The sequence below is a fragment of the Aliiglaciecola sp. M165 genome (assembly GCF_007197995.1).
GTDB lineage: Bacteria > Pseudomonadota > Gammaproteobacteria > Enterobacterales > Alteromonadaceae > Aliiglaciecola.
In genome coordinates this window covers 55,312-73,619 of the sequence record NZ_VKKH01000005.1, presented here as the reverse complement: position 1 = coordinate 73,619, position 18,308 = coordinate 55,312, and the positions used below count along the sequence as shown (strand labels likewise).

Here is an 18,308-nt window from a genome sequence, read left to right as displayed (position 1 = left end):
TCCCGAGTTAGCTGTCTCAAACATTATAATAAATAGGACGATTATGCCTGGGTTACACCGCATTATTCTCATAGACACCCATTTGCCCGGTGTTGTTGAACTTAAACTCGATGGTCACACCAACATTTGTGGTACCAACGCTTCTGGAAAAACCACACTGCAGCGCCTTATTCCCGTTTTTTACGGCGAATATCCAAGCCGAGTAGTGCCGGCCACACGAGACAGTTTTGAAAAGTGGTATTTGCCCAGAGAGTCGAGTTTTATCGTTTACGAATACGCACGCAGCGAAGATGACTTGTGTCAGGTAGTGCTGGCATCCAGTGGCAACGGTGTTAACTATCGATTTATTGGTAAGCCGTTTGAGCTCAATGATTATCTGTATAAAAACAAAGCGGGTGAGCATAGCAGCGTTACCATGAATGAGTTGGCACGTAGTTTAAAACGTTCCAATGTTTTGGTGACTAACTTGCTCAATACCAAAGAATTTCGTGCGGTACTGCAAAACGATAGAGGGGTGCTAAACGACAGCACCAACAATCGTGAGTTGTTGGGTTATGCGAGGATCTTTAGTCTTTGCGAACAGGCGAATCATCTTCGGCATATAGAAAAACTCGCCAAGGCAGTGCATTCCAAAGAAGGCAAAATGGAAACTATCAAGGCGATGATAGCCGCCATATTAGAAGAAGATGGCGTACAACCGCCGAGTTCAAGTTTGAGCCGAAATCGCGTAGAGGATTGGATCAAGGAATGCCATTTAATCAAAGAATTTGAGCAAATTCGTCCTGAATTTGCCAAATTAGAACAGGCCGATCATCAGCTGCAACAAAGTGAATTGCGCCTTGCACAGATCAAGCAACAATTTGACTTAGACGCAAGCAGCCTGTCTGCGTCTCTGGTGACTTTGCAAGGGCAGCTTGACGAAACTCAGTTGGCTAATAAACAAGCCGACACAAATTGGACACAGGAACGAGACACGCTCAACCAAACGCTGTCTGCCGCCAGAGCGGATGTAGAAAAACTGGAATCAGATTTAGAGCAAATTGAAACGGAATTTGATGATTGGCAGTCGCAAGATATTGAGACCCTCAAGAAAAATCTACAACAGTTACCCCAGTGGGAAAGTGAGCTAGAGACAGCGACAACTCGGTATAGCTTATTGACTGAAAAACACCAGGACATTGAATCAAGTTTTAATAAACGATTAGCACAGGTTAGCGAGAAGCTTAATCTTGAATTGGAATCTTACTCTGAGCAAAAAACACAACATCAAAACACCCTATCTGAGCAAAAGGCCCAAGAGCAAGAAGCTTTGCAAAAAATCAAACAAGATTTTCAAGGTCAATTGAACAATGTTGAAAGCGAATATCGTCAGCAATTAGGCGAGCTCAAGGTTAAGCATGCAGAGATATCCGCGACCCTCAAAAATGCTGGTTTTGATGAGTTTGAGCAGAGCCAGTTGGATATTCTTGATGCCACGCTCAAAGAAGCCAGTGTCAGCGAAGATGCCGCACGAGAGAAATATCGTAAGGCGCAGCAAGATTACCAAGCCGCGGTGCAAGAAAGAAACCTGGCAAATTCAAAACTTGAAGCTACCAGACGGGATCACCAAGACGCTCAACATCAGGTTGAGAAGGTTGAAGCCTTGTTATACCCAGGCGAGAACAGTTTGTTAGAGTTTTTACGCAAGGAACAACCGGATTGGCAAGGGACATTGGGTAAAGTGATCCACCCTGATTTACTCAAACGCAAAGATTTAAAGCCCTCAATGGGCAAAAAAGCGGACGGAATTTTTGGACTCAAGCTAGATCTGCATAGTGTTGAGGTACCCGAATATGCGCGCTCTGAACAAACAATTCAACAGGAATTGACCGACGCGCAAAATGTCTTGGCTGAAGCGCTAGAAAAGCAAAATGAAGTAGAGTTGGAATTGGCTAAATCCAGTGAACTAGTGCGCAATCGAGAGTTAACTCAAGCCAAAGCGGAAAGCGAAGTGAAAACCGCTGAAGCCACGCGCAAACGCGCTCAACAAGACAAAGATCATATCCAGCAGGAATACGCTCATGCATTAGCACAGCGCAAACAACAGAACAAAAAGCACTTATCGGCAAATGAAACGGAGCAAAGCAAGTGTCAAAGTCAGCATGCTCAAGCGTTGCAGGAAGTTAAAGATCAACAGCGTGAAGCCGAAACTGAGCATCAGTTCCATTGGCAGCAGCTAATCGCTGATACACAAGAAAAAATCGATACCATTGAGCAACACATTAAACGCGCCAAAGAAGTGGCCAGTCAGGACAAGCTTGCTACCGAACAATGGAAAGCCGATGAGCTTGATAACCGAGGCGTGGATGTCGACGAAATTGGCGGCTTGCAAAAGCTGATCAAAAAGCTGCAAAAAGATATCACCTATACCGATACCCACCGTCATATGGTCAAAGACTATGAACGTTGGTACACCACCTATTTTGTCGGTTACAAGGTCACCTGGCAGAAAAGTCTGGCCAAGGTTAAAAAAGTTGCGAGTCAATCTGAGCGTGAATTGAATCAAAAAGAAGCAGCATTTAAACAACAGCGACAAACATTCAAAGAAATCCAAGTTCAGCTAGAACAAGAACTGAAAATTGCCCGTGAACAAGATGCTGAAGTCCAGAACATCAACCGCAGCATCACCAAGCTTAATCTGCCAAAAATCGATGACAGCGACATTGCCAACTCTAAATCAACGTCTGATTCAATCAGTGTGGCGCAGCGAATTTCTGAAGGACAGGATTTGTTGCAAACTCGGGATCGATTGTTAAACGATATCAAAGTGTATGTTGAGCATTTTGATCAACTCATCGCTGCCCAATCGGGGACTGGTTTGGCGGATATTTGGGAGCGCTCGCGAGAGGATTGCGCGGTCGTTAATGCACAAGGTATCCGCAGTATCGATCATCGGCGGATGGTTGCCCATTTGGCTCAGTTACTCAATGAGGTCGTTCCTCAAAAATTACACGGCCTGCGAGAGCAAGGACGTATCTTCGGTGCTGATTTAACCCAGTACTATAACGTGCTGGAAGACATCGACAAACGCATTGCCAGCCAGAGTCAGCGCATCAGTAAAGAAGTAGACGAAGAGCTGTTTCTTGATGGCGTGTCCGAATCGGCAGTGAAAATTCGCTCGCGAATATCTGAGCTGGAGTTCTGGCCAGAACTAGCTCAGTTTAACAAGCTTTATCAAGCCTGGATGAAAAGTGGCGCGGTGGAATTGCCCGATGATGACTACGCACAGAGTATGCGCCGAGTGCTAGATATCCTTGGCCGCGCGGCATTAAGCGGCGGGATCAGTAAACTATTGGATATTGAACTGCATATCAAAGAGGGTAACTCGCACCTTGTTATCCGCACTGACCGGCAGCTTAATGAGTCTTCCAGTCACGGTATGGCTTACCTCATCTTGTGTAAGTTCTTGTTGGCCTTTACGCGCTTGTTGCGTGGTGGTGCGAATGCCACCATCCATTGGCCCATTGATGAACTGGGCACCCTTCACCAAAGTAACGTGAAAAAGATCTTTGATGCTTGTCAAAACAATAACATCAGTGTTGTCGGTGCCTTCCCGAACCCTGAATCAGAGGTTTTGTCACTGTTTAACAACCGTTATTTGATTGATAAAGCGACACGTAAATTGCAAGTGGTTGAACCTCAAGTTAGTGCCATCACCAAGCGATTACAACAACGCAAAGAAACTGAGTTGGAGACAAGCGCATGATCACCGAACAAGGTCGAATTTTAGAGCGCCTATTGTCGGGTGTCTTTATCTGTCAAATTAGCGATGAGGACGGCTGGCGATATCTCAAAGCCAGCGGCAATAGCGATAAAATTGAATCGCAACTCAACGTGCTAAACCGAACCCTCGCTAGTGCTGCCGATGGCGATGTATTTTATGCAGCATATCAATCACTTGGTGATGATGAGCGTAAGGTCTTGACCCAGCAGTTTCAGGAAATATCCAGCCATCTGGTGCCGCTGGTGGAGTGGCTGTTACTTGTCCAGCAGGCAAATGGTAGTGACGTGCCTGTCACCCAAGGCAGCGCTATTCGTTTATCTGAATTGCAAGGTACCATCGAAGATACACCAGCATTCAGTGAACAATTGGCAAAAATATCACACTACAAGCTCTTTGGTTCAACGAGCGTGTCAGTCGACGGACAGCTTAAGCAAGTTTTCAAACGTCTGACAGATTTGGGGTATTTATTGAGACCGAATCAGGACAAACAGATTTTTATTGCGACCGGAAAAATTGAGTATTTGTTTGAGGTGATAAAGTTCATTGATGAAACTGAGTCTTTATCCCTTGCCGAACAGGCAGAAAATGCGGTTCAACAAGGTAGCTTGATATGAATCAGAATATCCATCAAGCCGGCGTTAAGCTGCTCAATGCAATGAGTCGGCATGCCGATTTGATCATGCATGCGTACTTGTCGGGCAGTGTGGATGAAGCAAAATTCAGTGCCAAGGTTATTGATAGTTTAATTAAGCAAGGCGTTTTGTGGCGACCGGAAGCGGATGCAGAGCTGCGCTTAAAAAACGCAGTGCGCCAATTGCTTGAGTCCAGCTTGCATGACGAACGTAATCGCCAGATCGACGCCAACATTGGCTCGTCATTGGCGAGTTTAAAAACCCTTGCTCAGCATTATAAAGAAGCGCTGCAACATGGTCGATTCGCCGAGTCTCACGCACATTTGTCAGATCTCACCGAGCATGTTTATGCCCTGACCGAAAGTTTGGCAAATAATGTGCGGGTGTTGTTCAGCCGTATCAATAATGAATTTGGTTATGTGTCATCTATCGACGCCAAAATTCGGGAAAACCAATTAGCACAATCGCAAGTTTCCGAGTTGCTAGACCAATTGGAAATGTTTCAGTTTGATCAGCTAAGTGACATCGCAGCAAGTAATCGTGAGCTGCGGCATTTGCTGATCGTCACACTGCAACATAGCTTCTCTCGAGTGACCCAAGAATTGTCCATCGTACAAGCCAGATTGCTGGCATTGTTGGGCCGATTTCGTGAATTTCGTGGACGTACACGGCTGCTTAAGGGCTTCTTGCTACACATGGAGCATAGCCCAGATTTTGTACCGGTTAATTATTGTGGTCTGTCGCAAGTACCTATGCTGTTTAATCAGTCGCCAAGCGTTATTGGTAGTGCTGCTGCCGATACCCAACGAATTGAACATGAAAAAGAGCTCCAACAGTTAGTGGGCGCTATTCGAGCACTAAACCGCCCACACAAACATTACCAACCAGAACGCGCTGCCCATCAGATTCATGTAGAACAACAAAGTGCTGTGGCCTTTGAAGAAGATCGGCTTAAAAAAGCCGTAGAAGCCTACTTCTGCCATGTCATTGATTCCGGAGATCGTGTTACGGCCTTGCAATATTACCAGGACAACAATCTGGAATTTGATCCAGAAGCTTGGTTGTATCAGGTGATTGGTGGATATCAGGGCCTAAGCCTGGAAGAACAAGAATATTTCGCTATCGAACAAACCGGGGAAATAGATCCTGTCTATACAGGTAACTTCATTATTCGTGACGTGGAATTGGGTTTAAGGTAGACAAAGCTAACTATAACTTTGTCTACGCAGATGACCAAATTAATTTTTAATTTAGAACGGTTGTCCGTTGTTTACGTAGTAATTATCTATACCACCTCTGCCGCTGCTATAATTCTGATAAAAATATGACTCTACAGTAACTACCATCGGGCTAGTACTGCAAGTTGCAGAATCCCAATATATATTCCCACTTAATTGATATTCTTGACTACTGTAGTAAAAGTAAATCCTACCAAGAGTGTTCGCAAGCATAAAGGCTCCGGAGGAACTCATTGGTGAATTAGCGCTCTCAAATACACCATAAAGTTGTTCGGGGGAAACTGTTGCCAATTGACCAGAAGTATAGGAATGGTAAACCGGCTCAAAAAAGAAGTTTACTGCTCTATCTGAAATATTCTTTACATAAATATTCGTGAAACGTCTTGGACCTATAGAAACATTAGGAATGAATTCGCTGTTACGATAAAAAATTGGAGTGCTTTCGTCGATTTGGTGTACTGAACGATCCAACGGAATTAACTCTCCATTTTCATCATAAATCATTTCAATTCCAGCACATACTGGTTCAGATGCGCTAACAGAAATTGAAAAGGTGATCGCAATAGAGGCAATGATAAGTTTTTTTAACATCAATAATTTCCTTATTTAATACTTAGTGTTTTGTGCGAGTATATAATTGAATTCATGGACAAAGACTTGTGCAAGTAGCTAATATTACGCAGCCTTCTTAACAAAAACAAACACAGCATGAATTCGCTCTAAGGCTCGCTGTTCTGTATCGCTACCGCTTTTTTTAACAAAAAATGTAGTTTATCGTAACTATAGGAAAACACATGAGCGTACTGGGTTCTTCGATGATATTTCTTGGTGCCGCGGTCGTAGCGGTGCCGATATTTAAACGACTCAAATTGGGTGCAATTCTGGGATATCTCGCTGCCGGCATGGTGATTGGTCCATCGGTCATGGATTGGGTATCGGAACCAGAAACTATCCTGCATTTTGCTGAGCTTGGCGTAGTGTTGTTGTTGTTTATTATTGGGTTAGAGCTCGAACCTAAAAAACTCTGGAAAATGCGTGATCAGATCCTATTTACGGGGGGAGGGCAATTACTCGTCAGTGCTGTGGCTATTTCATTGGCAGTGAAATATTTGATGGGCATCGATTGGACCAGTGCCATTGTTATCGGTTTAGCGTTAGCCCTTTCATCAACCGCCTTTGCCATCCAGCTAATGAACGAGCAAGATATCTTGCGCACGCCTCCAGGTCAGAAGGGGTTTTCAGTGCTCTTAATGCAAGACCTGGCGGTGATCCCCATTTTGCTTTTGGTGCAGGCGCTTTCTGATAGTGGGCAGGCCGACGCACCAGCATGGTGGATCAGTGTCGCCGCAATTGTTGCGGTGTTAGTTGTGGGCAAATACCTTATCAATCCGTTTTTGCGTTTAATTTCTCATTATGGCAGTTCTGAAATCATGACTGCTGCGGCTTTACTGATTGTGATGGCGACAGCGTTAGGCATGCAAGAGGCAGGCTTATCCATGGGTATGGGCGCTTTTGTGGCGGGTATATTGTTGGCTAATTCCAGCTTCAAACATCAATTAGAAACCGAAATCGAACCCTTCAAAGGTTTATTGCTAGGTCTGTTTTTTATCGCCATTGGAATGAACCTTGACTTGCAACTGTTGGTGTCGCAGCCGGTATTCATAGTTTCGGCTGCCATCTTATTGGTAGTAATAAAAACCGCCATTATTTTTGCCATTCTAAAAGCGGCTAAACAAAGCAATACCGACGCAATGCGTGTTGGTTTAATGCTTTCTCAAGGCGGCGAATTTGCCTTCGTTGTAATGGGCCAAGCAGCAATGAGCAATTTGGTGGATGCTGCGCTTGCCAGCCAAATCACCTTGATTGTGGGAATATCGATGGCGTTGACGTCTCCCATCGTCATTCTGCATAGCATGTGGTTTAACAGTCGAAATTGTCCACCTGTTTATGATACACACAGAGAAACTGATGAACCCCGTGTGATCATTGCTGGCTTTGGTCGCTTTGGACAGGTCACGGCCAGGATCCTGGCTGCCAACCATATTCCATTTACCGCGCTGGACAAAGACGCTGAGCAAATTGAATTTGTTAAAAAGTTTGGCAGCAAGATATTTTTTGGTGATGCAACACGGCTGGATTTATTGCGCGCTGCAGGTATAGAACATGCTGAAATACTGCTCGTTGCCGTTGATGGCGAAGAGGACTCGTTGAAAATCGCCCATTTAGTGAGTGAACATTTCCCCCATATTAAGCTTGTGGTCCGCGCTCACAACCGGGCAACAGTCAGACAATTGGTCGACATAGAAAATCTAAGCTACATTCGAGAAGTGTTTGCCAGTGGACTAGATGCCGCTAAAGTTGTGTTAAAGGACTTTGGATTTGATGAAAGACAGGCAAGCAAAATGTGTGATATTTTCGAACGTCACGACAAGCATCTTTTGACCCAATCTATTAACAAATCCAATGATATGCCCAATCTCATCGAAATCAGTAAAAAAGGTCGGGCCGAATTGGAGAGCCTGTTTGCCAATGATGAAAAAGAGATTGGATCTTAGTAAAGACTCAGATAAACGCGTGTCGTCTTCAATCGTATTGCAGGAGATAATTTGATTAAGAGCTTCTTGTTTGATTGGGGCGACACCTTAATGGTCGATTATGTCGACCAATCAGGAAAAATGTGTGATTGGACAGAAGTGAAGGCGGTCGACGGAGCGCATGAAGTACTGGCGCTCCTTTCTCAACGTTCAAGAATTTATGTCGCGACTAATGCGGCAGATTCTTCAGAACAAGACATTCAAAAAGCGTTTAAACGAGTTAAGCTTGATCAATTTATCTCTGGCTATTTTTGTCATGGAAACATCGGGGTCTGTAAACAAAGCGGTGAATTTTATACTAGGGTTGCCAAGGCGTTGGGAGAGAAACCCGAATCTTTGGTTATGGTGGGGGACAGCTTTAATAACGATGTGCAAGCGGCCTTGGACGCTGGCTTGAAGGCTATTTGGTTAAATGCGTTAGATTGTCATAGCAATATAAAAGGAAGATATAAACAAATCAAAACGTTGCCTGAACTAATAACTCTGGCAGTCTAAATTCCATTCTCTTATTCCCCTCTTGAATATTTAAGAATCTGACCTTTAAAATGTTTTTCTAGGTATTCTGTATGGACAGGTTTAGCATGCTCGCTAGTAAATCCGAATGCCTGCATTTGGGTGCTGAGCTTGCTTGCTCTACCCCTACCTGGGTCGACAATGATGACTTCGCACTTATCCTGTGCGTGATTTTCGATAAACCCCGCTAACAGCGCGATATGCTGATCCTCATAAAGTAAGTCACTCCCTATGATCAAATCAAATTTGCCAAGCTGGCTGTTATCATCTGCCCAATCTACTCGCTCAAAATCGATGTCTTTACCTTGATTTAGCTTGGTGTTTCTGTCTAAGAAAACCTTCACTTCTGGGTGATAATCGGTTGCGGTGATATTTTCATGCTGTTTATTCAACAGAATACTCGACAATGCAATGCCGCAGCCTACTTCCAGAATACGTTTACCACTGGTATCAAATTCAAGAACATAATGGGCTAATACAATGCTGGCAGGCCAAATGACGCCAAATAGAGGCCAAGTTGCCGATGATATTCCCAATTCCAGGGCGAGCCCCTGGTCATCGTTAAATTGTTGATTATCACGTAAGGTACATAGGTGGATGTCATTGTTACCAATTTCAATCGTTTGATAACGTATGCGGACGGGAGAAGTCATATTTGCCTTAGTCATGTTGCAAAGCTAAGCCAAATAAGGGTAAAAATATAAATGACGAAACAGGGATTGACTAAGAGTAAAGGATTTATGGTGTTAAACAAGGAGTTTCACCCACGGTTTTTCGAAGAGGCTGAACAAATACTAACAGTAATACTTAGTAACACCTTGATACTTATAAGCTTTGCATCAGTGAGCAGCACATGAAAATAGTATTTTTTTACGGTTTGTTTATGGATGAAAATCTGTTGAGACAAAAAGGCCTGGCGCCTAAGCATGTCAAATTGGCTCGCGTAGATGGATATGCTTTAAGGATAGGAAATCGCGCCACATTAATTAAATCTGTTGATGAGCGTTGTTATGGCACTGTGATGCAGTTACAAAATGACGAACTCCAAACTCTATACAGCGAACCAAGCGTCGCTGAATACATACCTGAAGAAGTTGTAGCAACAGCGTTAACGGGTGAAAGTTTGTCGGCGGTCACTTATGTCCTACCAGTTGAAAAGCTGCAAGGAAAAAACGTTGAGTATGCCAAATCTTTAGCCATTGTCGCTAAAAGCCTTGCTTTGCCCAAGGACTATATCGAAGAAATAAATGCATGGCGTAAATAGCCTATGCTCTGTGGATAGTATTATTTATTTACGCAATTTATGTAGGTCAAAGGAAAAGAGATGTATCAAAACATTTTGGATTTTTGGTTTCATGAGCTAACTCCGGATCAGCATTGGCAAAAATCTGATGAACTTGATTTAACAATCAAAACAAGATTTGGTGATTGGCAGCAAAAAGCTGCCCGAGGCGAACTTTTTGATTGGCGAAAAAATCCTGATGGGGCGTTGGCGGAAGTGATCCTTTTGGACCAGTTCTCTCGAAATATATTTCGTGATACTGCACAGGCTTTTGCCTATGATTCAGTTGCTTTAGTCCTGGCTCAAGTGGCGGTTGAAAAAGGCTTACATCTGAAAATGTCGATTGAACACAGGTGTTTTTTATTTATGCCCTATATGCATAGCGAATCGGTAGACATACATGATATAGCAGTTGAGTTAATTACTGAATTTGGTGACGCCAATACCTTGGACTTCGAGCTACAACACAAGGCAATCATCGACAGGTTTGGTCGTTATCCTCATCGAAATCATATTTTAGGTCGGCCATCTACCGAGGAAGAAATTGCTTTTTTAAAACAACCTAATTCTGGTTTTTGACGCCAAATAAGAAGCGTCTCACATTCACACGGACTTCCGAGAAGGTGAATCGGTGTAAGAACCGGTTTCAGCATAGAGGCAGCATTACTAACGGGAGTGACAAATGAGGCTCTAACGTTTCTCTACCGATATTCGAGGAACTTTATTCACGGTGCGAAGGTTGTTTTAAAGGTCGCTAAGCCAACAGGACGATTCTTTATAGAGATGTATGCGGGTAGTAGGAGACTAGAAGCCTCCAGCTACCCTAATTAGCAAGAAAACTATTTATCGTATTTATTGACAATCTCATTGACTAAATCTCGCTCATTGAGCGGATTATCGTACAACGGGAAATCGGGTAAAACAGGCTGCCCACGACCGTTACCGCTAGGTCTAGATAAATAAAACCTGGGACTCACAGCTTTTAGCCCAGAATGAGGGAAGGTAAAAAACTGAATACCGCCAGTTTGCCATGAATAGCCCGCAGAAGCTTCCCCAACAATTTTGCCAAATCCAAAGTCTTGAACAGTGTTTGCGAATACGATTGCCGAAGAATAGGTAACCTTGCCCACCACAACAGAAACCTTACCTTTGAATTTAAGCGGCTCGTTGTCTAAGGGTGCTTCAAATTTGTCATAATCAGCTGTAACAACATCTCCTTCTGTTTCGCCTTCATCCATATATTTCGCGATAATCTTTTTAGTATATCTACTTGTATGTCGATATGGCTTATCTGCAATATAAGTCAACAAACCATTTTTCCACATATCATCATCCCCTCCGGGGTTTTTGCGGACATCAATGATGAGATGTTCAATATTACTGTCTTTAATTGTTTGGAAAGCATTTCTAGTAAACTGATAAAAACGTTCTTTGTCCTGCCACCAAAATAGATTGATGGTTAACAATGCTTGTTTGTCGTCCAGTAATTCAAATTTAAACAATTCTTCGAACGATTCATTAGATATTGCTTTAGGCAGCGATCTTGTTGACTGAAATACTCGTTCCTCAGTCTTACCCGCTTTTTTGTACACAATTGAAAAACTATCGCTTTGTTTTATGAATAACCAATAAAATAAGGCAAATTTATCTGATAGTAAGCTCTCTCTATGACGAGTGCTATCACCATACATCCTAGTTATTAATTTCCCATAAATATCCGCTATAGCCATACCATTAATGCTAGATATTTCAGCCATTGTTAACGGGCTACTTGCGCCGCCCAGTTTTGTTGAAATATATACCTTTTCTTTACTGACGATGACTTCAAATGGAAACAACCCATTGTCTTCCTTAACAATAGCATTGATAAGTTTCCCCTGACTTTGAACCATAATATTCATATGGCCATCGTTGAACTGGCTATTAAAAATAGATATTTCTGAAAGAAACGTTTTTACGTTTGCTGGACGGACGGTTTCATTTGTTATTTTTTTAATATTCGCATCAAATTGAGCCAAGTCGTCTATGCGAATGTTCAGATCGGGATGTGTGTTAGTCAGCCAGTCTCGCCAAGATTTCAAATCCTCATTCATTTGTTCTGGAGTAAGGATTTTTTCTAGGCTTTTTATACTGTCATTAGCTAATAATGTATTTGAGCTGAAGGTGACAAATAAAAGAATTATAAAGATCGTTTTTTTCATTTAGTAAAATATTTCACTCCATTGTTGATTGCTGCGGCGCAAGGATTTTCAGATTATTAGGAGTGCACTGCGGCGAATGCGCGGTGCTCACAAACTAAAAAGCGCCGTAGACTAACATGCAATGAATAATTTTATTCAACAATAGCAATTGCTTAGGTAATTTCTGTAATATTTGGCAAAAGCGAATAGGAGGTGAAAGTTTGCTTCTTAACGATGTACAATTCGCTAAAAGACACCTGTCGGTCGAAATAAAGACGCATACGGAAATCTCTCTAAGCGATATGATTTAGCAAAAAAGTAAAGTCCCGCTAGCGAACACTTTCTCGCCAATGTTGTCGATCATTTTTCAGATAATTGGGTATCGGTAAATCAGCTGCAAAGGTCAGTACATTAAAATACAAAGCGGCGGAAACCTGCGTCGCTATTTCCATGGATTCCACATCGTCAAAACCGGCTTTTTCCAATAGTTTAAAATCCGCTTTTTGCAGCGAGCAATCACTTTTACTCAGCTTGGTCGCCAAATTGATAGCTACCTGATAGGAGTTGGGGATCACGCCTCTGGATTTGTTCTCTACTATATCTTTTAAGTCGCAAAATGCTAAGTGCTCGGTCATGCGAAGAATATTCTTGGCGTGTATGTTCATGCAGTAGGGCACGGTTCTGTGGTACGCCACAGCGAAAAATATCAATTCTTTTAATAGTGGCGGCAAGTGACTTTCGACCACGCAGTGTTTAAGCATTGCCCACATGCCTTTAACTAGATGGGTTGCGCCTCCCAAACACGTTGCCCAAGAAGGAGGTTCATCAACGTTCATGGTCAAGCAAATTTCATCGTAGATCTCTCGCAGTTCTAATGGTGCAGATTGATAATCAACTGGAAGGTAATTGCTCATGTTAGGACACCACTTGTTTTTTATTACGTTTGTCTTGATACATACGGTGATCGGCTAACTGCACCCATTGGTTAGTATCACCTTGGGTTTCTGAAAGGGCTGCAAAACCGATGCTTGCGCCTACCGGGAAATTTAGTAGTTTACTGATCCTGCTAATTGCGTTGTTGAACCGCGCCAAAATCGATTCGATAAAAGGCGTGGCATTTTGTGAGAACAGCAACGCAAATTCGTCTCCACCAATGCGAAATGCACTGTCGGTTTGACGTCCTAATTGACTCAATTCAACTGCCATTAACCGAATAAATTGGTCACCTGCCTTATGACCTAACGAGTCATTCAATGGCTTCAAGTGGTCTAAATCAATGATGGCGATACTCCAGTCATCATAAACACGCTTTTTATATGCACTGTTAATTTTTTCCAAAGTTTTTTCGTATGCACTGCGATTTGCGATACCAGTGAGGGGATCTTTGTCAGCCAAAATTTTCACCTCTTCAAGTTGATCAGTAGCGCTGCGTAATTGGAAATGTGAGGACAGTGCCATAGTAGCGATATCGATGACTTCCTCAGCATGGGCAAAGTTGACGTCACTACTGTCGTGCATGGCCATTATGTGTCCAATAGGTTTACCATTTGGTCCTCTAAATACTAGTCCTGCATAGGTTTTAACGCCCAGATCTTGGAGTGCCTGATAATTGGGAAATGCTTTAGTGACATCTTCAAACATAGTGAAGCGATTGGTATCAACAACGGCCTGGCAAGGCGTACCCACGATGTCATATTCGAAATTGTCTACCTTTAAATAGTTATCAAGGTAGGATAAGACTTCGAGTCGACCTTTTTCTCTAAATCGTGTTATCGCGACCCATTTCCAGCCTAAACTGTCTTGTATCGCTTTTGCTGCAGCGTAATAAATGTCGTCTGACTTTTTAAGTAAGTCGGTCATGTGTTTTAGTGTGAAGACCGACAAGGTGCGATGAGAATATGACATATCAACAATGAGACTGGTGTAGTCATGTTCACGGGTCATTTTAATTTTGTAACCTAGAAAATCGAAAAAACCCGGAAGTGTGGTTAAACGTTGCTTTGAATGTTCTAACATTGAATGTTTGAATTGTTCGGGAAGCTTATCAAATACGGCATTGCTAAACACTAAATTGCCTTGTTGGTCGAGCATAGCCGTAGCGTCTGATATTTGATTCAGCAATGATAGTAAAGCAGTTTGATTTAATTGATTCGTTGACATTATTTTAGCCCCAGCATTTACATCCACTTAACCGATTTAGATCAGGTTTGCTTACATGCTAGTTGGCTATATGTTATACCGAATTCAAATTATTCCTTATTAAACATAACGATAAAGCAGCAATGCGGCTGGGCAAATACTTGGTAAAAAAGACTGAATTAAAAGTGTAAAGATTGTAAAAGGTATTCAACAAGTATTTCACCTGCATCGGATATGTGTGCTTTTAATATATTTTTGCCGCGATTGAGTTGTTTTTGTTTCACGGCGTCGAGTAATTGATAATGTTCCTTTTGACTTGCTTCTAAGTAATTGAGTTTTTGACTATGGAAACCAATATATCTTCCGCATTGTTGATGTAAGGCGGCGACAGTGTTGAACAAGGTGGGCCTATTGGCTGCTTCATATAAACAGGCATGGAACTGCCAATTTAGCTCACCTAACTCTTCAATCGTCAATCCCTTACTTTGATCAATCACCGCTAGAAAATCCGCTGCTTTGCCAAGAGTTTGTTGGTTTAACTTTGGGATGGCGTGGCCGAGCAACAGAGGTTCCAGGTACATTCTCATCATGTAAAGATCTTCGGCTTCTCCTGCTGTGAAAGGAGGAACCATTACTCCTCGTTTGCCACTGCCTGTTAACCAGCCTTCATTTTTTAAGCGCTGCAAAACGTCTCGAATAGGAATGCGGCTGACGCCATAACGTTTTGACAAGGCTTCTTGTTTTAACGGCTCACCAACTGGAAGCTGGTTACTGCGAATATCCAGTTTAATTTTTGCATATAACTGCTGTGCAGGTTGTTTTTGCATACTAGTTTTTAGCTGAAATCATGACAGTAAGTAATCCTAATACAATACCCCAAAAAGCCGACGCAATGCCAAAAAAGCTTATACCTGAGGCGGTTAATAAGAAGGTTAACATTGCAGCTTCTCGATATTGAGGTTTTTCAAAAGCATTGTGGAAACTGCTTGAAATTGTAGACAACAAAGCGAGTCCGGCGATGCTTGCAACTAACGCTTGGGGAAACGCTGCAAATAGCCCCACTACAGCTGTTCCAAACAATCCGGCGATAATGTTAAAGACACCTACAGACACACCTGCAATATATCGCTTATCAGGATCCGGGTGGGACTCCTTACTAGCGCATATCGCTGCGGTAATTGCCGCGAGGTTATAGGTGAAACCTCCAAAAGGCGCAAAGATCAGCGTGGTGATCCCAGTGGTGGTAATTAGCGGTGAAATACGTTGTTGGGTATAACCACAGCTTTTTAAAATGGCGACCCCTGGCAAATTTTGTGAGGTCATGGTCACGATGAACAACGGAATACCAATCCCTAACATCGAGGATAACGAAAATTCCGGCATGACAAACTCCGGTGAGGCTAAGTTTAATGACAAAGCCTGTGATTGGAAAGTGCCGTTCCAAATGCAAAATATCGTGCCAATGACCAGAACCAATGGCACTGCATAACGAGGGACAACGCGTTTTAATAAGAGAAATGACGAAATGAGTAGCAACACCAAACTCGCTTGCTGCTCGATTGCAGTAAACAGACCAAGACCAAATTGCACTAACACTCCGGCGAGCATGGCAGAGGCTATTGGTAATGGAATGCTGCGGCCGATTCGGCTAAAAATCCCCGTTATACCGACAATAAAAATCAGCGCGCCCACAAATAAAAAAGTCCCGGTGGTTTGCGCAAGATTGGTTGTGGTTAAACTGGTTGCCAGCAACGCTGCACCGGGGGTAGACCAAGCGATAATCAGCGGTCGCTTGTACCACAAAGACAAAGCCAAAGTGCTTATGCCCATGCCTAAGCCCAAGGCCCACACCCAAGATTCAATTTGAAGTGTGTTAGCCCCGGCGGCTTGTGCTGCTTGAAATACTATGGCCATGGCGCTGGCAAAGCCAACTACCACGGCAATAAACCCCGCTGAAATTGCTGACAGGGATGTATCTTTTAAAAATTGATCCATTCCAAAGTATACAAAAATAAAAATGTATACATTTTATAGACTGAAATAATGAAAATGAAAAGAAAATTATTAAATTGATGGTAAAAAAGTGTGGATTGGTATTAAAAGGCATCTGCGCACTTTAGTGCTGCCAAATAGCCAGTTCTCAGTTCAAATTTTAGTGGTAGTAGAGTGTGAAAGCTTTATTCGGGCAAAGGAATAAATTCCTTGTCATCACCTGGGACTTTCGGAAATTTACCTTGTTGCCAGTCGCGTTTGGCTTGCTCAATACGTTCCAAGGACGAGGAGGCAAAATTCCAATACATATGGCGAGGAGACATTTCTTCACCACCAATCAGAGCGATTCGGGCATCTTGTGTGGCAACAACCGAGTGCGTGTCACTATTGTTCAAAATTGCCATTTCGTATTGCTTCACTTCCACACCCGCTATCTCTATCTTTCCTTGTGCTACGTACAAAGCCCGCTGCTGCGCATTGGGTAAATCTAATTGCAGTCCATCAGAAAGATGAGCCTCGATGTAAAGAGTATCGGCAAATGTCTTTACCGGCGATGTAAGGCCGTAGGCACTGCCGATCATTACTTTTACCGCAACACCATTTAAATCAATATGAGGAATATCTTTGTCGGGGTAGTGATAAAAGGCCGGGTCAATTTCCTCATCTGCTTCGGGCAAAGCCATCCATAATTGTAACCCATGTAATCTGTGCGATTGCTGATGGACCTCCGGACGTTCGCGTTCAGAATGCACAATGCCTTTACCCGCAACCATTAAATTAATGTCGCCAGGTTTAATGGCTTGTTTATACCCTAAAGAGTCCCTGTGTAGGATTTCTCCTTCAAACAAGTAGGTAACGGTAGCCAGATTTATATGAGGGTGAGGGCGAACGTTAATGCCCTGACCAGGTGAAAAGTCAGCAGGACCCATGTGATCGAAGAAAATCCAAGGGCCAACCATACGCTGTTTTGCAAAGGGTAATAGCCGTCTAACAGAGAAATCACCAATGTCCTTCTCTTTTGGGTGGATGAGCAGTTTAATCGCAGGGCAGGGGGCTTTTTCGCAATCGTTGGAAATCAGCTTATCTGATGGGTTGCTCATAGTTTGGCATTACCTGTTGTGGGTTTTTTTAGCCAGTATAGCCAATAAAAAGGCACCTATATACATGGTCACTCCATATACGCCTGCTGAAATGGCATAGTCAGGATGTTTTAGGATAGATACTGCAATCAAAATTGCTAACGCAGCATTTTGAATACCCACTTCAATGCCCAGGGTGACTCCATCAATCGCCGGCAATTTCGTTATCCAGCCAAGGGCGAGCCCTACACCGATTGCTAATAAGTTTAGACCGAGTGTCGCCATAAAGACTGATGAAAAAGACGAGATTAAAGTGTTACGTTCTTCGATAGATATTGCCACTATCATCAAGGCAATAAAGACGCTGGAGAATCGTCTAAAGTAGGGTTCAAGGTAAAGGGCGGTTGCTTCGAATTTGTGTCGAACAAACAAACCAATGGACACAGGGATTAAAGTAATCATGATCAATGACACAGTGGTGTGCCCAATCGAAAAGTCTTGAATGTCCGATTGAGAGAAATACCTTATCGCCAATGCAATGATAAATGGCGTCGAAAATACACAGATTACCGTCGATATAGAGGTCATCGTCACCGAAAGCGCTAAGTTTGCTCGCGCAATATGACTGATAACATTGGACATAGTACCGCCAGGGCAAGCCGCTAAAATCATTAAGCCAATCGCCAAAGGTGTGCTCAGTTCAAACCCGATAGCAATCACAAAGGCTAGGGCTGGCATTAAAATGATTTGCCCTAGTAGACCCGCCGCAATGGCTTTTGGCATTTTGACGACCCGTAGGAAGTCTCCAACCACTAAACTCAGGCCCATGCCAAACATGATCAGTGCAATGATGATCGGCAACGCTGTCTGGGTCAAAAATGAATCTTGCATCACAT

The 18,308-nt window shown here is 43.0% G+C and carries 16 protein-coding genes; 7 read left to right on the top strand and 9 right to left on the bottom strand.

Going from position 1 to position 18,308, the window contains the following annotated elements:
- Window positions 1-43: 43 nt before the first annotated feature.
- Genes FM019_RS10465 through FM019_RS10455 form a run of 3 tightly spaced genes read left to right on the top strand, consistent with a single transcriptional unit; the run spans window position 44 to window position 5,594 of the window.
- Entirely contained in the window at window positions 44-3,745 is a 3,702-nt protein-coding gene (locus FM019_RS10465) for an ATP-binding protein (protein ID WP_143835885.1), read from the top strand.
- On the top strand, window positions 3,742-4,377 hold the full coding sequence (locus tag FM019_RS10460; RefSeq protein ID WP_143835884.1) for a hypothetical protein: 636 nt from the start codon (window positions 3,742-3,744) through the stop codon (window positions 4,375-4,377). Before FM019_RS10465 ends, FM019_RS10460 begins: the two co-directional genes overlap by 4 nt.
- The gene (locus FM019_RS10455) at window positions 4,374-5,594 is read left to right on the top strand and encodes a phosphoenolpyruvate carboxylase (RefSeq protein ID WP_143835883.1); all 1,221 of its coding nucleotides are present in this window, start codon (window positions 4,374-4,376) and stop codon (window positions 5,592-5,594) included. Before FM019_RS10460 ends, FM019_RS10455 begins: the two co-directional genes overlap by 4 nt.
- Window positions 5,595-5,645: 51 nt before the next feature.
- Here FM019_RS10455 and FM019_RS10450 read toward each other — a convergent pair whose 3' ends face one another.
- Complete coding sequence (locus FM019_RS10450) at window positions 5,646-6,224, bottom strand: hypothetical protein (protein ID WP_143835882.1); 579 nt, start codon at window positions 6,222-6,224, stop codon at window positions 5,646-5,648.
- 203 nt (window positions 6,225-6,427) lie between these two features.
- On the opposite strand from FM019_RS10450, the gene FM019_RS10445 reads away from it, so the two are divergent.
- Both FM019_RS10445 and FM019_RS10440 read left to right on the top strand, forming a co-directional pair.
- Complete coding sequence (locus FM019_RS10445) at window positions 6,428-8,188, top strand: monovalent cation:proton antiporter-2 (CPA2) family protein (protein ID WP_143835881.1); 1,761 nt, start codon at window positions 6,428-6,430, stop codon at window positions 8,186-8,188.
- 51 nt (window positions 8,189-8,239) lie between these two features.
- A complete protein-coding gene (locus FM019_RS10440; RefSeq protein ID WP_221934372.1) occupies window positions 8,240-8,722 on the top strand; it encodes an HAD family hydrolase in 483 nt (160 codons plus the stop codon).
- An 11-nt stretch (window positions 8,723-8,733) separates the two neighbouring features.
- On the opposite strand, the gene FM019_RS10435 is transcribed toward FM019_RS10440, so the two are convergent.
- A complete protein-coding gene (locus FM019_RS10435) occupies window positions 8,734-9,393 on the bottom strand; it encodes a class I SAM-dependent methyltransferase (RefSeq protein WP_143835880.1) in 660 nt (219 codons plus the stop codon).
- Window positions 9,394-9,593: 200 nt separating this feature from the next.
- Between FM019_RS10435 and FM019_RS10430 the strand changes: the two genes are divergently transcribed.
- Both FM019_RS10430 and FM019_RS10425 read left to right on the top strand, forming a co-directional pair.
- A complete protein-coding gene (locus tag FM019_RS10430) occupies window positions 9,594-10,004 on the top strand; it encodes a gamma-glutamylcyclotransferase family protein (protein WP_143835879.1) in 411 nt (136 codons plus the stop codon).
- A 60-nt stretch (window positions 10,005-10,064) separates the two neighbouring features.
- Complete coding sequence (locus FM019_RS10425; protein ID WP_143835878.1) at window positions 10,065-10,601, top strand: DUF924 family protein; 537 nt, start codon at window positions 10,065-10,067, stop codon at window positions 10,599-10,601.
- A gap of 260 nt (window positions 10,602-10,861) precedes the next feature.
- On the opposite strand, the gene FM019_RS10420 is transcribed toward FM019_RS10425, so the two are convergent.
- The 7 genes from FM019_RS10420 to FM019_RS10390 all read right to left on the bottom strand — a co-directional run bounded on the left by FM019_RS10420 (window position 10,862) and on the right by FM019_RS10390 (window position 18,303).
- Window positions 10,862-12,223 (bottom strand): S41 family peptidase, encoded by a 1,362-nt coding sequence (locus tag FM019_RS10420; protein ID WP_143835877.1) that lies wholly within the window; start codon window positions 12,221-12,223, stop codon window positions 10,862-10,864.
- 308 nt (window positions 12,224-12,531) lie between these two features.
- Window positions 12,532-13,116 carry a hypothetical protein gene (locus FM019_RS10415; RefSeq protein ID WP_143835876.1) on the bottom strand — a complete coding sequence of 195 codons (585 nt, stop codon included), beginning with the start codon at window positions 13,114-13,116 and terminating at the stop codon, window positions 12,532-12,534.
- Window position 13,117: 1 nt separating this feature from the next.
- Window positions 13,118-14,362, bottom strand: a complete 1,245-nt coding sequence (locus tag FM019_RS10410; RefSeq protein WP_143835875.1) for a GGDEF domain-containing protein — start codon at window positions 14,360-14,362, stop codon at window positions 13,118-13,120.
- Window positions 14,363-14,520: 158 nt separating this feature from the next.
- Window positions 14,521-15,168 (bottom strand): GntR family transcriptional regulator, encoded by a 648-nt coding sequence (locus FM019_RS10405; protein WP_143835874.1) that lies wholly within the window; start codon window positions 15,166-15,168, stop codon window positions 14,521-14,523.
- Between the two features lies 1 nt (window position 15,169).
- On the bottom strand, window positions 15,170-16,336 hold the full coding sequence (locus FM019_RS10400) for a benzoate/H(+) symporter BenE family transporter (protein ID WP_143835873.1): 1,167 nt from the start codon (window positions 16,334-16,336) through the stop codon (window positions 15,170-15,172).
- Window positions 16,337-16,518: 182 nt separating this feature from the next.
- Window positions 16,519-17,433: a pirin family protein gene (locus tag FM019_RS10395; protein WP_143835872.1), complete on the bottom strand. Its 915-nt coding sequence runs from the start codon at window positions 17,431-17,433 to the stop codon at window positions 16,519-16,521.
- 9 nt (window positions 17,434-17,442) lie between these two features.
- Window positions 17,443-18,303, bottom strand: a complete 861-nt coding sequence (locus FM019_RS10390; protein ID WP_143835871.1) for a bile acid:sodium symporter family protein — start codon at window positions 18,301-18,303, stop codon at window positions 17,443-17,445.
- Window positions 18,304-18,308 lie beyond the last annotated feature (5 nt).